The sequence below is a fragment of the Falsiroseomonas sp. E2-1-a4 genome, assembly GCF_051433165.1.
Classification (GTDB): domain Bacteria; phylum Pseudomonadota; class Alphaproteobacteria; order Acetobacterales; family Acetobacteraceae; genus Falsiroseomonas.
The window spans coordinates 72835-88307 of the sequence record NZ_JBHMFS010000010.1 but is presented as its reverse complement, the minus strand read 5'-3'; the positions used below and the strand labels follow the sequence as shown (position 1 = coordinate 88307).

9 protein-coding genes are annotated in these 15473 nt (G+C 69.0%); all 9 read left to right on the top strand.

Annotation, left to right across the window (positions count from 1 at the left end; all coding sequences use genetic code 11):
• Positions 1 to 62: 62 nt before the first annotated feature.
• Positions 63 to 809, top strand: coding sequence for an SDR family oxidoreductase (locus ACFHNC_RS12850; protein ID WP_437169610.1), 747 nt, complete (start codon positions 63 to 65; stop codon positions 807 to 809).
• Between the two features lie 87 nt (positions 810 to 896).
• The gene (locus tag ACFHNC_RS12845; RefSeq protein ID WP_437169609.1) at positions 897 to 1649 is read left to right on the top strand and encodes an SDR family NAD(P)-dependent oxidoreductase; all 753 of its coding nucleotides are present in this window, start codon (positions 897 to 899) and stop codon (positions 1647 to 1649) included.
• Positions 1646 to 2590 carry a glucokinase gene (locus ACFHNC_RS12840; protein WP_437169608.1) on the top strand — a complete coding sequence of 315 codons (945 nt, stop codon included), beginning with the start codon at positions 1646 to 1648 and terminating at the stop codon, positions 2588 to 2590. The genes ACFHNC_RS12845 and ACFHNC_RS12840 overlap by 4 nt, the downstream gene beginning before the upstream one ends.
• Positions 2591 to 2731: 141 nt before the next feature.
• Positions 2732 to 5224, top strand: a complete 2493-nt coding sequence (locus ACFHNC_RS12835) for a glycogen/starch/alpha-glucan phosphorylase (protein ID WP_437169607.1) — start codon at positions 2732 to 2734, stop codon at positions 5222 to 5224.
• 13 nt (positions 5225 to 5237) lie between these two features.
• Positions 5238 to 7475, top strand: a complete 2238-nt coding sequence (gene glgB, locus ACFHNC_RS12830; protein WP_437169606.1) for a 1,4-alpha-glucan branching protein GlgB — start codon at positions 5238 to 5240, stop codon at positions 7473 to 7475.
• Positions 7459 to 8730 (top strand): glucose-1-phosphate adenylyltransferase, encoded by a 1272-nt coding sequence (gene glgC / locus ACFHNC_RS12825; RefSeq protein WP_437169605.1) that lies wholly within the window; start codon positions 7459 to 7461, stop codon positions 8728 to 8730. Before glgB ends, glgC begins: the two co-directional genes overlap by 17 nt.
• A 2-nt stretch (positions 8731 to 8732) precedes the next feature.
• On the top strand, positions 8733 to 10175 hold the full coding sequence (gene glgA, locus ACFHNC_RS12820; protein WP_437169710.1) for a glycogen synthase GlgA: 1443 nt from the start codon (positions 8733 to 8735) through the stop codon (positions 10173 to 10175).
• Positions 10165 to 14229 (top strand): glycogen debranching protein GlgX, encoded by a 4065-nt coding sequence (gene glgX, locus ACFHNC_RS12815; protein ID WP_437169604.1) that lies wholly within the window; start codon positions 10165 to 10167, stop codon positions 14227 to 14229. The genes glgA and glgX overlap by 11 nt, the downstream gene beginning before the upstream one ends.
• 53 nt (positions 14230 to 14282) lie before the next feature.
• Positions 14283 to 15383, top strand: a complete 1101-nt coding sequence (locus ACFHNC_RS12810; protein ID WP_437169603.1) for an alpha-hydroxy acid oxidase — start codon at positions 14283 to 14285, stop codon at positions 15381 to 15383.
• Positions 15384 to 15473 lie beyond the last annotated feature (90 nt).

Sequence of the window (15473 nt, the reverse complement as noted above, 5' to 3'; positions counted from 1 at the left end):
GGTGGACAGGACCGCCCCGGACGCTCCAACCTGCCGCGCAGATCGGCTTTGGGGAAACGGGAATGGCTGAAAAATATGCATTGGTGACGGGGGCCGGCTCCGGCGTCGGCCGCGCCGCATCGCTGGCGCTGGCCGAGGATGGCTGGACGGTGGCCCTGCTCGGTCGCCGGCGCGACGCGCTGGAGGAGACGGCGGGCCTGTGCAGCGGCGGCAAGACGCTGGTGCTTCCGGCGGATGTGACGGAGCCGGCACAGATCGAGGCCGCCTTCGCGACGATCGAAAAGGAATTCGGCCGGCTGGACCTGCTGTTCAACAATGCCGGCAACAACGTGCCCGGCACGCCGTTCGAGGAACTGACGGCGGAACAGTGGTTCAAGGTGGTGAACGTCAACCTGAACGGTGTATTCCTCTGCGCCCATGCGGCCTTCCGCATGATGGCGAAGCAGAACCCGATGGGCGGGCGCATCATCAACAATGGCTCGATCAGCGCGCATGCGCCGCGGCCGGGCAGCGCGCCCTATACCGCCACCAAGCATGCCGTCACCGGCCTGACCAAATCCATGAACCTCGATGGCCGCCGCTTCGACATCGCCGTGGGGCAGATCGATATCGGCAATGCGGCGACGCCGATGGCGGAACGCATGGCCAAGGGCGTGCCGCAGGCGGATTGGCAGATCAAGGCGGAACCGCTGATGAAGGTGGACCATGTCGGCCGCGCCGTGGCGCAGATGGCCGCCTGGCCGCTGGAGACCAATGTGCTGACCATGACCATCATGGCCAGCAAGATGCCCTTCGTCGGTCGTGGTTAGAGGGGGCAGGCCCATGCGATCGCTGGAGGGCGCAGGCGCCCGCAGGGCAACGAGCACCGGAAGCGTGAATCGCATGGGAGAAAACGCATGAACAAGCTCGATCTTCAGGGCCGCGTTGCCGTCGTCACCGGCGGCGCGCGCGGCATCGGCCTCGCGGTGGCGCGGCGCATGATCCAGTCCGGCGCCGCCGTTTCGATCTGGGATGCGGACCCCGGCAAGGCGGAGGAAAGCCGCGCCGCGCTCGCCGCCGATGGCACCGTGACGGCGGAGGTGCTGGACCTGGCCGATGAACTCGCGGTGGCGGAGGCCACGGCGAGCACGCTCAAGGCGCATGGCAAGGTGGATATCCTGGTCAACAATGCCGGGATCACCGGCGGCAACATGCCGGTGGCGGAGATCCCCGCCGCGCAATGGCGCCGGGTTGTCGAGGTGAACCTGACCGCGCCCTTCCTGGTCTGCCAGGCGCTGGTGCCGCATCTGGTGGCCAATGGCTGGGGCCGCGTGGTCAATGTCGCTTCGGTCGCGGGGAAGGAGGGCAATCCGAACGCCGCGCATTACTCCGCCAGCAAGGCCGGGCTGATCGGGCTGACCAAGTCGCTGGCGAAGGAACTGGCGACGAAGAACGTGCTCGTGAACTGCGTGACGCCGGCGGCCGCCAAGACCGATATTTTCAATCAGATGACGGAAGCCCATATCGCCTTCATGCTGTCGAAAATCCCCATGGGCCGTTTCGTCGAGGTGGAGGAGATCGCCGCCCTGATCTGCTGGCTCTCGACGCCCGATTGTTCCTTCTCCACTGGCGGCGTGTTCGACATCAGCGGCGGGCGCGCCACCTATTGAGCGCGCTTCTGGCGGATATCGGCGGCACCAACGCCCGCTTCGCGCTGTTGCAGGATGGACGGGTCACCGACCCTGTCATCCTGCCCGTGGCAGAATACGCCACGGCCGAGGATGCGATGGCGGAGGCGCTGCGCCGCCTCGGCCCCGCCACGCCGCCGGACCGCGCGGTCCTGGCGCTGGCCGGGCCGGTGCTGGTTGAGCCCGTGCAACTGACCAATGCCGACTGGGCCTTCTCCAGCACCGCCATCGCCGACCGCTTCGGCATGAAGCGCGTGCGGCTGGTGAACGACTTCCTGGCGCTGGCGCATGCGCTGCCGCATCTCGGCGCCGCGGATGTGCACCGGATCGGCGGCGGCCATCCCGTGGCCGATGCGCCGATGCTGGTGGTCGGCCCCGGCACCGGCCTCGGTGCGGCCGGCCTGGTGCCCTCCCCTGCCGGTCCCATCGCCGTGCCGACCGAGGGCGGCCATATCGGCCTCGCTGGTGAGACGGTGCGGGAGGATGCGGTGATCAGTGGGCTCCGCGCCCGTTGCGGCCGCGCCGGGGCGGAGGAGGCGCTGTCCGGCCGCGGGCTGGTGAACCTGCACGCCATCGTCGCCGATCTGCAGGGCGTGGCCGCGCCGCCGCGCGATGCCGCGGAGATTGTCGCCGCCGCCGGGACCTGCCCCGTGGCGGCCGAGGCGGTGACGCATTTCCTGGCCTTCCTGGCAGGCTTCGCGGGTGACATGGCGCTCGCCTGGGGCGCGCGCGGCGGCGTCTTCATCGCCGGCGGCATCCTGCCGCGCCTGCTGCCGACACTGGATGCGCGGCAGTTTCGTGAACAATTCGAGGCCAAGCCGCCGATGCGGCACTGGATGGCTGATGTGCCCCTGGCCGTGGTGACACACCCTGCCCCGGCCTTCCTCGGCCTTGCCGCCATCGCGCGGTTCAGCACGGATTAACCCCCACTGCCTGCAACTGTCGGGCGAATGCGGGGGGCTCGTTTTCATTTGGCGGCTCCCACATTTTGCTGCAAAGCAGCGATGTTGACGTGACCGTGCTATTTCCGCGCGGTCACGCCTGCCTAAGGAGCCTGAGACACGATGGATACCCCGACGACGCCGAGCCTCGCCACCGCGCCCCATCGGATGCCGGCGGATGATGCCGCCGCGCTGCGTGAGACCATCCTGCACAAGCTGACCTATGACCTGGGCAAAAGCCGGCTCGGCGCGCGGGATCGCGACTGGTTCATTGCCACGGCGCTGGCTGTGCGGGATCGGATCGTCGATCGCTGGATCGACCTGACGCGGGCCACCTACCAGTCCGGCGCCAAGCAGGTCTATTATTTGAGCCTGGAGTTCCTAATCGGCCGGCTGCTGCGCGACAACGTGTCCAACCTCGGCCTAGTGGGCGCCATCCGCGACGCGCTGGAGCCGCTCGGCGTGGACCCGGAAAAGCTGCGGATCGCGGAGCCGGATGCGGCACTCGGCAATGGCGGCCTCGGCCGGCTGGCGGCCTGCTTCATGGAGAGCATGGCCTCCCTCGGCATTCCCGCCTTCGGCTACGGAATCCGTTACGACCATGGCCTGTTCCGCCAGATCATCCGCGACGGCTGGCAGCATGAATTCCCCGAGGACTGGCTGAATTTCGGCAATCCCTGGGAATTCGCCCGCCCCGAAATCTCCCACACCATCGGCTTCGGCGGCGTGGTGGAGGCGGTGGCCGTCTCCGAGGCCATCGTGAAGCATGTGTGGAAGCCGGGTGAGACGGTGCAGGCGGTGGCCTATGACACGCCCATCGTCGGCTGGCGCGGCGCGCATGTGAACACGCTGCGCCTGTGGTCCGCCCGTGCGACGGATGCGCTGAAGCTGGAGGCCTTCAATTCCGGCGACCATATCGGTGCGCTGAGCGAGAAGGTCCGCGCCGAGAGCATCTCGAAGCTGCTCTACCCGTCCGATGAAAGCCCCGCCGGGCAGGAATTGCGGTTGCGGCAGGAATACTTCTTCTCCTCCGCCGCGCTGCAGGACCTGGTTCGCCGCCACCTGCGCGTCTACGGCGATATCCGGTCCCTGCCCGATCGCGTGGCGATCCAGTTGAATGACACCCACCCGGCCATCGTGGTCGCGGAACTGCTGCGCATCCTGGTCGATCTGCACGACGTTGCATGGGACGAGGCCTGGGACATCACGCGTCGCACGATCAGCTACACCAACCACACGCTGCTGCCGGAGGCGTTGGAAAGCTGGCCGGTGCCCTTGATGGAACGGCTGCTGCCCCGCCACATGCAGTTGATCTACCTGATCAACGCCTTCCACCTGGATGAGGTGCGAAGCGCCAATCCCGGGGATGGGCGGCTGCTGTCCTCCGTCTCCGTGATCGAGGAAGGGCATGGGCGACGCGTGCGGATGGGCCATCTGGCGGTGGTCGGCTCGCACAAGGTCAATGGCGTCTCGGCGCTCCACTCGGATCTGCTGAAGCAGACGGTCTTCGCGGATTTCCACCGCCTGTTCCCCGGGCGGCTGACCAACAAGACCAACGGCATCACCTTCCGGCGCTGGCTGCAGCAGTGCAATCCGGGCCTGACGGGCCTGCTCGTGGAAGCCTGCGGTGCGGAAGTGCTGGACAATCCGGCGGCGCTGGAAAAGCTGCGGCCGCTGGCCACGGATAAGGCCTTCCAGGAAAAATTCGCCGCGGTGAAGCGTGCCAACAAGCAGGCGCTGGCCGCCCTGGTACGGGACCAGTACCAGCTCAAGATCGACCCGGATGCGCTGTTCGACGTGCAGATCAAACGCATCCACGAATACAAACGCCAGTTGCTCAACGTGATCGAGGCGGTCGCGTTGTATGACGAAATCCGCAGCCAGCCCACGAAGAACTGGGCCCCCCGGGTCAAGATCTTCTCCGGCAAGGCGGCGAGCAGCTACCATCGGGCGAAGCTCATCATCAAGCTCGCCCATGACGTGGCCCGCGTGGTGAACAGCGACCCCACCGTGCGCAACCTGTTGAAGGTGGTGTTCCTGCCGAACTACAACGTCTCCCTCGCCGAGATGATCGTGCCCGCCGCCGACCTGTCCGAGCAGATCAGCACGGCGGGCATGGAGGCATCCGGCACCGGCAACATGAAGCTGGCACTGAACGGCGCGCTGACCATCGGCACGCTCGACGGCGCCAATGTCGAGATCAAGGAACATGTCGGCGACGACAACATCTTCATCTTCGGCCTGACGACGGAGGAAGTGGCGAAGCACCGGGCCGAGGGCATCCAGGGCGCGGTCGCCATTGCGCGCTCGCGACGTCTTCAGGAAGCGCTGGAGCAGATCGAGGCCGGCGTCTTCTCGCCGGATGATCCGACCCGGTACCGGGAGCTGGTCGCCTCGCTCCGTGCCTCCGACTACTTCCTGGTGAGCGCGGATTTCGACAGCTACTTCGACGCGCAGCGCCGGGTCGATGAGCACTGGCACGACCCGGCCGCGTGGTGGAAATCCGCCGTGCTGAACACCGCCAATGTCGCCTGGTTCTCCTCCGACCGCACCATCGCGGAATATGCGGAGGAAATCTGGAACGTCCCGGTCAAACGAAGCCCTGCCAACGGATGAGGGTGAAGCGCCCATGATGGAAGCCTGGCATATGCCGATGGCCGAGCTTGAGGCGCTGCGAAACGCCCGCCATGGCGACCCCTTCGCCTGGCTCGGGCCGCATGAGGTGGCGGGCGGCCTTGTCGTCCGCGCCTTCGTGCCGGATGCGGCGCGACTGTTCGTCCTGCCGGCCGAGGGCGGGCCGCCGGTGCCGCTCATCCAACGCGATGGCGCCGGCATCTTCGAGGGGAGGCTTCCGGAACGGCGCCTGCCCTTCGCCTATCGCCTGCGCGCCGAGAATGACGGCGGCGTGTGGGAGCTGGACGACCCGTTCCGCTTCGGCCCGACGCTCGGCCCGCTCGATGACCATCTGCTGGTGGAGGGGACGCATCGGCGCCTCCATGAACGCCTCGGCGCGCATGTGGTGGTGCATGAGGGTGTGCAGGGCACGCGTTTCGCCGTCTGGGCGCCGAATGCGACGCGGGTTTCCGTGGTCGGCGATTTCAACGCCTGGGACGGCCGCCGCCACCCGATGCGCAAGCGCGTGGATAGCGGGCTCTGGGAGATCTTCATCCCCGACCTCGGCACCGGCGCGGCCTACAAGTATGAAATTCTCGGCGCGGATGGGGCGGTGCAGCCGCTGAAGGCAGACCCCTTCGGCCGCGCCGCGCAGCTTCGCCCCGCCACGGCATCCCTGGTGCAGGCGGATGCGGATTTCCCCTGGCAGGATGCGGATTTCCTGGCGCGACGCACGGAGCGCCAATCGGCCCGCGCGCCGATCACGATCTATGAGGTGCACGCCCCATCCTGGCGCCGCCACCCGGACGGCCGCTTCTATTCCTGGGACGAGCTGATCACCGCGCTGGTGCCCTATGTCGCCTGGATGGGTTTTTCGCATATCGAGCTGATGCCGGTGATGGAGCATCCGCTGGATGAGAGCTGGGGCTACCAGCCGGTCGGGCTGCATGCACCCACGGCGCGCATGGGCGACCCGGCCGGGCTGAAGCGCTTTGTCCAGGCCTGCCACGATCATGATTTGGGCGTGATCCTGGATTGGGTGCCGGCGCATTTTCCGCAGGACAGGCACGGGCTGATCCGGTTCGACGGCCACACGCTGTACGAACACCCGGACCCGAAGCGCGGCTTCCACAGAAGCTGGGGCACTGCGACCTTCGATTTCAGCCGGCGCGAGGTGGCGAGCTTCCTCGCCTGCAACGCCCTGTACTGGACACAGGAATTTCACGCGGATGGCCTGCGCGTGGATGCCGTCTCCACCATGGTGCATCTGGACCATGGCCGTGCCCCCGGCGACTGGATTCCGAATGAGGAAGGCGGCACGGAGAACCACGAGGCTGTCGCCTTCCTGCGCCAGGTGAACGCCCTGGTGGCGGAGGAAGCGCCGGGGGCCGCGATGTTCGCGGAGGAGGCGACATCCTGGCCAGGCGTCACCCATGCGGCGAAGGATGGCGGGCTTGGCTTCCAGTTCAAATGGAACATGGGCTGGATGAACGACACGCTGCGCTACATCGCAATGGACCCGCTGCACCGCCGCTGGCACCACAATCTGGTGACCTTCGGCATGGTCTATGCCCATGCCGAGAATTTCGTGCTGCCGCTGAGCCATGACGAGGTGGTGCATGGCAAGGGTTCCCTGCTCGGCCGGTTGCCCGGCGATGACTGGCAGCGCTTCGCGACTCTGCGCGCCTATTACGGTTTCATGTACGGCCATCCCGGCAAGAAGCTGCTGTTCATGGGCGATGAGATCGCGCAATGGCGCGAATGGTCCGAGGCGCGGGAGCTGGACTGGTGGCTGCTGCAATTCGCCGCCCACCAGGGCGTGCAGAGCCTGGTGCGGGAACTCAACCAACTTTACCGCGACATCCCGGCCCTGCATGCGGGGGATTCAGACCCGGCAGGTTTTCGCTGGATCGACGCGGATGATGCGGAACATTCAGTGTTCAGTTGGCTGCGGATGGATGGCGAGGGTGGGGAACCCGTTGCGGTGCTTTGCAACCTGACCCCCGTGCCGCGGCTGCATCTCCGCTTTGGCCTGCCGCAGCCCGGCGTGTGGCGAGAAGTGTTGAACACCGATGCGACCGGTTTCGGCGGCTCGGGGATGGGCAATCTCGGGCGCGTGGTGGCAGAAGAGCTTCCGGCGCATGGGCTGCCCGCCTCGGCCGTGGTGGTGTTGCCACCGCTGGCAACCATCTATCTGATGCCGGAGCGTCGCCAGAACGAAATCGAGGGAGAAAACCATGCCGAGCAGCCGTAGCCAGGCCCAGGCGCCCCTGGCCCGAACTGCCATGGCCTTCGTGCTTGCCGGGGGCCGGGGGTCGCGCCTGATGGAATTGACGGACCGCCGCGCCAAGCCCGCCGTGTTCTTCGGCGGCAAGTCCCGCATCATCGACTTCGCGCTGTCCAACGCGATCAATTCGGGCATCCGCCGCGTGGCAGTCGCCACCCAGTACAAGGCGCACAGCCTGATCCGCCACCTCCAGCGCGGCTGGAACTTCCTGCGCCCGGAACGCAACGAGACCTTCGACATCCTGCCCGCCAGCCAGCGCGGCGATGGGCAGAACTGGTACCTCGGCACCGCGGATGCCGTGTACCAGAACATCGACATCATCGAGGATCTGGCGCCGCGCCACATGGTCATCCTGGCGGGAGACCACGTCTACAAGCAGGATTACGAGTACATGCTGCAGCAGCATGTGGAATCCGGCGCCGATGTGACGGTGGGCTGCATCGCCGTGCCGCGCATGGAGGCCACGGCCTTCGGCGTGATGCATGTGGACACCAACGCCAACATCGTGGCCTTCCTGGAAAAGCCGAAGGACCCGCCGGGCATTCCGGGCCGCGAGGACCTCGCTCTGGCCTCCATGGGCATCTACGTCTTCGAGACGAAGTTCCTGTTCGACCAGCTTCGTCGCGATGCCGCGGACCCGCACAGCCAACGCGACTTCGGCCACGACATCATCCCCTACCTGGTCAAGCACGGTAAGGCGGTGGCGCATCGGTTCGAGCGGTCCTGCGTGCGGTCCAGCCAGGAAGCCGCACCGTACTGGCGCGATGCGGGCACCATCGATGCCTATTGGGAAGCCAATATCGACCTGACCGACGTGGTCCCGGGCCTCGACTTGTTCGACCGCGACTGGCCGATCTGGACCTATGCCGAGGTCGTGCCGCCGGCCAAGTTCGTGCACGACGTGGACGGTCGGCGTGGCGAGGCCATTTCCTCTCTCGTCTCCGGCGGCTGCATCGTCTCGGGCGGCAGCGCGCGACGTTCGCTGCTGTGCACCGGCGTGCATATGCATTCCTACACCAAGGTCGATGGCGGGGTGCTGCTTCCCTATGTCGATGTCGCCCGCGGCGCACGGCTGACCAATGTGGTGGTCGATCGCGGCGTCCGGATCCCCGAAGGCATGGTGATCGGCGAGGACCCGATCCTGGATGCCCAGCGCTTCCGGCGCACGGAGAAGGGCATCTGCCTGGTGACCCAGGCGATGCTCGACAGACTGGAGGCATGAGCCTGCGCGTCCTTTCCGTCGCATCCGAATGCGTGCCGCTGGTGAAGACCGGCGGCCTGGCGGATGTGGTGGGCGCGCTGCCGGCGGCACTCGCCGCGCAGGGCGTGCGCGTCACCACGCTGCTGCCGGGCTATCCGGCGGTGATGGCGGCGATGGGCGGGGGACGCGCGCTACGGCGGGTGGATGACCTGTTTGGCGGCCCGGCGCGATTGCAGCGCGGGGAAGTGGCGGGGATGGACATCATCGCCATCGACGCGCCGCATCTGTTCGCCCGGACGGGCAATCCGTATCTCTCGCCGCACGGTGGCGAATGGGCCGATAACGGCGTGCGCTTCGCGGCCCTCGGGGCGATGGCGTCGCTGGTCGCCACGGGCGGCATCCGCACGCTGCATTTCGACGTGGTGCACGCGCATGACTGGCAGGCGGGCCTCGCGCCCGCCTATCTGCGCTATGCGTCGAAGCGCGTGCCCTCGGTCTTTACCGTGCACAATCTGGCCTTCCAGGGAAAATTCCCGCTGGCCCTGTTCCCGCTGCTCGGCCTGCCGGCGGAGGCGCTGTCGGTGGAAGGCGTCGAGTATTTCGGCACCACCGGCTTCCTCAAGGCGGGGCTGTGGTACGCGGACCGTATCACCACCGTCTCCCCCACCTACGCCGCCGAAATCCGCACGCCGGAGATGGGGATGGGGCTGGATGGGCTGTTGCGCGGGCGGGCCAGTGCGGTCTCCGGCATCCTCAACGGCATCGATGAGGCCGCCTGGGATCCTTCGAAGGACAAGCTGCTGCCAGCGAATTTCAGCGCCGCCAATCCGAAGCCGCGCGCCATCAACAAGGCGGCGCTGCAACGCCGGCTCGGGCTGGATGAGGACCCGGATGCGCTGCTGTTCGGCTTCGTCGGGCGGCTGACCTGGCAGAAGGGGGTGGACCTGATCCTCGGCGCGCTCGGCACCATGCTGGGCCAGGGCGCGCAGCTTGCCGTGCTCGGCACCGGCGAGCCGGATCTGGAATCCGCCTGCCGCGCCGCCGCCTGGGCCAATCCCGGCCGGATGGGGCATGAGATCGGCTATGACGAGGCGCTGGCCCGGCAGATCTATGCCGGCGCTGACGTGGTGCTGGTGCCGAGCCGCTTCGAGCCCTGCGGCCTCGCCCAGCTTTGCGCGCTGCGCTACGGCGCGCTGCCGCTGGTGGCCCATGTCGGCGGGCTGTCGGACAGCGTGATCGACGCGAATGAAATGGCGCTGGCGGAAGGCCAGGGCACCGGGCTGCACTTCTCCCCGGTGAGCCGGGAAATGCTGGAAGCCGCGGTGCTGCGCATGGCCGGGCTGTGGCGGGACAAGCGGGTATTCAACAAGCTCCAGGCCAATGCGCTGCGCTGCGACGTGTCCTGGACCCGCTCCGCGGCGCGCTATGCCGCGCTGTACAAGGATGCCGTCGCGCATGCACGCTGAGGCCGCGGCGGGGTCCCCCGAACCGCTGGGCGCGACACTGGACGAGCTGGGCGCCAACTTCGCCTTTCCGGCGCCTGACGCCACCGCCGTGTCCGTCTGCATCTTCGACGCGCAGGACCGGGAGGTGGCGCGCATCCGCCTGCCCGGCCGCACCGGCGATGTGCATCACGGCCACATCGCCGGCCTCGCCCATGGCACGCGCTACGGTCTGCGAGTGGAGGGGCACTGGCAACCCTGGCGCGGCCACCGCTTCAACCCGCGCAAGCTGCTGGTGGACCCCTGGGCACGGGCGCTGGACCGCCCCTTCACGCTGCACCCCAGCCTGTTCGACACCGGCGAATCCCCCTGCGAGGCGGACAGCGCCCCGCATCTGCCGAAGGCCATTCTTGCCGCGCCGCTACCCGCCGCGCCGGGCCGCGCGCCCGCCGGGCCGCAGGTGATCTATGAGCTGCATGTGAAGGGCTTCTCCCAGGCCAATCCGGCGGTGCCGGAAAGCCTGCGCGGCACCTTCGCCGGCCTCGGCCATGCCGCCAGCGTGGCGCATCTGAAGCGCCTCGGCGTGACGATGGTGGAGTTGCTGCCGGCCGCCGCCTGGGTGGATGAACGCCATCTGCCGCCGCTCGGCCTGACCAATTACTGGGGCTACAACCCGGTGGCCCTGCTGGCCCCCGATCCGCGCCTGGCGCCGGGCGGCATGGCGGAGGTGCGGTCGGCGATCGCGGCGCTGCATGCGGCGGGCATCGCCGTGGTGCAGGATGTGGTCTTCAACCACACTGGGGAGGGTGACGAGCTTGGCCCGACCCTGTCGCTGCGTGGCCTCGGCAACGCCGCCTTCCACCGCCTGCTGCCGGAGGATGGCCGCCGCTACGTCAATGATGCCGGCTGCGGCAATACGCTGGCGCTCGACCGGCCCTGGCCGCTGCGGCTTGTGATGGACGCCTTCCGGCATTGGGCAGAACAGGCGGGGCTGGATGGTTTCCGGCTGGATCTGGCGACCACGCTCGGCCGGCGCGACTGGGGTTTCGACCCGCAGGCGCCGCTGCTGCAGGCCATGCGCCAGGACCCGGTGCTACGAAACCTCACCATCATCGCGGAGCCCTGGGACATTGGGGCGGATGGCTACCAGCTTGGTCGCTTTCCTCCGGGCTGGGGCGAGTGGAACGACCGCTTCCGCGACGATGTGCGCCGCTTCTGGCGCGGCGACCCGGGGCGCCTCGGCGCGCTGGCAACGCGCCTGGCCGGGTCGGCCGATACCTTCGTCGGGCGGCCGCTGTCGGACAGCGTGAACTACATCACCGCGCATGACGGCTTCACCCTCGCCGACCTGGTCAGCTACGCCCACAAGGCCAACCACGCCAATGGCGAGGACAACCGGGACGGCACGGGGGACAACACCTCCTGGAATTGCGGTGCGGAGGGGCCGACGGAGGACCCCGGCATCATCGCCCGCCGCAGCCGGGACATGCGCGCGCTGCTGGCCACCCTGCTGCTGGCGCGCGGCACGCCAATGCTGGCGATGGGCGATGAGGCCGGGCGCAGCCAGGGCGGCAACAACAACGCCTATGCCCAGGACAATGCGCGAAGCTGGCTCGATTGGGCCGGGATGGACACGGCGCTTTGTGATTTCACCGCGCGCCTGGTAGCCGCCCGCCTGGCGCATCCGGCACTGCATGGCACGGCGCCGCTGACCGGGCTGGCGGATGCGGCGGGGTTGCCGGATGTGCTGTGGCTGCGCGCCGATGCCGCGCCGCTGCAGCCGGAGGATTGGCACGACCCTGCCAGGCAATGCCTCGGCGCCCTGCTGCATGAAGCGGGCGATCGCTGCCTGCTGCTGCTGAATGCCGGCGACGCCAAACCCCTGGCGCTGCCGGAGCCGCGCCCTGGCCACCATTGGCGGCTGCTGGCCGACAGCGCCGATCCTGCCGCCACGGCCCTACCGAAAACGCTTCCCGCCCGCGCGGTCCTGCTGCTGGCAGAGGAACGAACGGCGCGTGGCGCGGTTGAGACGGGCATGAACGACGAATCACTGGCGCGGCTGGCCCGCGCAGCCGGTATCGACACGGAATGGCACCCGATCTCCGGCCCGCGCAGCGTGGTGCCGGCCAGCACGCTGCGCGCGCTGCTCGGCGCGCTCGGCCTGCCGGCGGAGAATGCGGCGGCGATCCGGGGCAGCCTGGATGCGCTCTCGGCGCCGCCGGCCCTGCCGACCTCCCTCACCCATCGCGGCGCGACGCCGCCGATGGTGCCGCTGCCACTGTCCGACCGGCCGGTGATGCTGCGGCTGGAGGCCGAGGATGGCAGCACCCAGCGCATCCCGGTTCCGCCCGATGCCGGCACCACCCAGCGCCTCGCCCTGCCCGATGGCTGCGCCGCGGCGCAGCGCCTGGTGGCGCTGCCGCCGCTGCCGCCGGGCCGCCACCTCCTGTTCGATGAGGCCGCGCCCGACCGCGCCTGCCTGCTGAGCGTGGCTCCCGCGCGCTGCTACATGCCGCCGAAGCTTGCCGGTGGCGGCCGCGGCTTCGGGATTTCCGCCCAGATCTATGGGCTGCGCGGCGCGCGGGACCAGGGGATCGGGGATTTCTCCGCCGTCGCGGAATTCGCCCGCATGGCGCAGGACCAGGGCGCGATGGTGGCGGGCCTCAGCCCGCCGCATGCGCTGTTCCCCACCGACCGCAGCCGCGCCAGCCCCTACCACCCCTCCGACCGCCGCTTCCTCGACCCGATCTACATCGATGTGACGGCGCTGCCGGGCCAGGCAGATACCCTGCCGGGCTTCGAGACGCTGGCCGCGCGCGGTTCGGTGGATCATGCGGCGGTCTGGGAGGCCAAGCGCGCCGTGCTGCTGGCCGCCTGGCGCGCCCTGGGTGACGAACCGCAGGGCCTCCGTGCCTTCCGGCAGGCGGGTGGCGAGGCGCTGGAGCATTTCTGCACCTTCATCGCCATCGCCGACCATGTCGGCCACAGCGATTCGCGCGTTTGGCCCGCCGGGCTGCGGCATGGCGAGGATGTCGGCCTCGCCGCCTTCCGCGCCGAACATGCGGATGCCATCGGCTTCGCCGCCTTCCAGCAATGGGTGGCCGACACCCAGCTCGCGGAGGCGGGCCGCGCCGGCGCCGGGCTGTATCGCGACCTCGCGGTGGGCGCCGCGCCGGACGGTGCCGAGATCTGGTCCGGTGACAGCCGCTTCCTGCCCGGCTTCTCGGTCGGCGCGCCGCCCGATCCCTTCGCGCTGGATGGCCAGGTCTGGGGCCTGCCGCCGCCCGATCCGCGTCATGGCGCCGCACTCGGCCACGCCCCCTTCGCCCGGCTGATCCGCGCCAATATGCGCCACGCCGCGGCGCTGCGGGTGGACCATGTGCTCGGCCTGAAGCGCCTGTTCCTGGTGCCGGACGGCGCCCGCGGATCCGAGGGCACCTACCTCGCCCAGCCCTTTGAGGATCTGCTCGGCCAGCTCGCGCTGGAGAGCCTGCAGGCGAAATGCCTGGTGGTGGGGGAGGATCTGGGCACGGTACCGGAAGGCATCGGCGATGCCCTGCAATCCGCCGATGTGCTGTCCTACCGCGTGCTGTGGTTCGAACGGCACGGCCCCCGCTTCACCGCGCCGGACCATTGGCCGGCCCGCGCCGCCGCCTGCGTCTCCACCCACGACCTCGCCACGCTGGCCGGTTTCTGGACCGGTGCGGATATCGCCGAGCGCGCCGAGCTCGGCCTGCTGCCGGATGTGGCGGCCGCACAGGCCGAACGCGCCGCGGACCGCGCGGCGCTGATCGAGGCGCTGACCGATCAGCGGCTGCTGCCGCCCGATGCCTCCGCCGATGGCCCGATGACGGACGCGCTGGCCGCCGCCATCCACGGCTTCGTCGCTGCCACCCCCTCTGCCCTGCTACTGGCCCAGGCGGAGGATCTGGCCGGCGAGACGCAGGCGGTGAACCTGCCCGGCACGGACCGGGAGCGTCCGAACTGGCGCTTGCGCCTGCCGGTGCCCGTCTCGGCGCTTGCTGCTTTGCCCCGCGCGCAGGCCATCCTTGCCACCTTGCGCCGGGTGCGGGGGTAGGAAGCCCGGAGCCGGCGGGGCAGACTGCGCCGCCAACATCCAAGGGGTGGGAAATGTCGACGGAAGCACAGCAACGGTTCCAGACGATGCATGAGCTGGTGAAGGCGGCGAAGATCCGCCTCAACGCCAATATCTGGGACTACCTGGTCGGTGCGACCGAGACCGAGACCACCATGCTGCGCAACCGCGCCGCACTCGATTCCTGGGCCTTCCGGCCGCGCGTGCTGCGCGATGTCAGCGCGGTGGACAGCAGCGGCGATTTCCTCGGCAAGCGGCGCATCCGGCTGCCGGTGGCCCTCGCCCCGGTCGGGTCGCTGGACAGCTTCGATCCGGGCGGCGCCGCCACGGCGGGCCGCGCCGCGGCGGAATTCGGCGTGCCGATCATCGTCTCGAGCGTGACGGAGCCGGGGCTGGAAGGCTCGGCCCAGGCCAATCCGGACGGCGTTAAGGTGTTCCAGCTCTATGTCCGCGGCGGGGCGGATTTCATCGACGAGCACATCCGCCGCGCCATGGATGCGGGCTACGACGCCTTCGCCATCACGGTGGACACCGCGCATTACAGCCGCCGCGAACGCGACATCGCCAAGCGCTTCGTCAAGCATTGGCGGGCGCGGTCCTCCGGCATGAACTACCAGGCGTCCCTGTCCTGGGCCGATATCGCGCGGGTTCGCGCGACGCATCCGAACGTCACCCTCATCCTGAAGGGCATCGGCACCGGGGAGGATGCGGAGATCGCGGTCGAGCATGGCATCGAGGTGGTCTATGTCTCGAACCATGGCGGCCGCCAGCTCGACCATGGCCGCGGCTCGCTGGACGTACTGCCGGAGGTCGTGCAGGCAGTGTCCGGCCGCGCCCGGGTCTGGATGGACGGCGGCATCAGCCGTGGCTCGGATCTGGTGAAGGCGGTGGCGCTGGGGGCGGAGGTCGTGGGTCTCGGCCGGCTGTACTGCTACGGCCTGGCCGCCGCGGGCCAGGAAGGCGTGCTGCGGGTGCTGCAATTGCTGGAGGATGAGGTGCAGACCTGCCTCGGCCTGCTCGGCGCCACCAGCTTCGCCGAGGTCAAGCCCAGCATGCTGCAGGCCGTGACGCCGGTGGTGCAACCGCATGTGCAGTCCGCCTTCCCGCTGCTGGCGCAGCCCGAACGCGGCTACTGAATGGGTGGGCGCAGCGGGCGGCTTGCCCGCGGCGCGAGGTGGGTGGAGTATCCACCCACCGCCCTGGCCCGCCGTAGCCTTTCCGTCGCC

Excerpts from the sequence above, each read along its gene's own strand:
- glgC (WP_437169605.1), top strand. The coding sequence starts at position 7,459 with ATGCCGAGCAGCCGTAGCCAGGCCCAGGCGCCCCTGGCCCGAACTGCC.
- glgX (WP_437169604.1), top strand. The coding sequence starts at position 10,165 with ATGCACGCTGAGGCCGCGGCGGGGTCCCCCGAACCGCTGGGCGCGACA.
- ACFHNC_RS12845 (WP_437169609.1), top strand. The coding sequence starts at position 897 with ATGAACAAGCTCGATCTTCAGGGCCGCGTTGCCGTCGTCACCGGCGGC.
- glgB (WP_437169606.1), top strand. The coding sequence starts at position 5,238 with ATGATGGAAGCCTGGCATATGCCGATGGCCGAGCTTGAGGCGCTGCGA.
- ACFHNC_RS12850 (WP_437169610.1), top strand. The coding sequence starts at position 63 with ATGGCTGAAAAATATGCATTGGTGACGGGGGCCGGCTCCGGCGTCGGC.
- ACFHNC_RS12835 (WP_437169607.1), top strand. The coding sequence starts at position 2,732 with ATGGATACCCCGACGACGCCGAGCCTCGCCACCGCGCCCCATCGGATG.
- ACFHNC_RS12810 (WP_437169603.1), top strand. The coding sequence starts at position 14,283 with ATGTCGACGGAAGCACAGCAACGGTTCCAGACGATGCATGAGCTGGTG.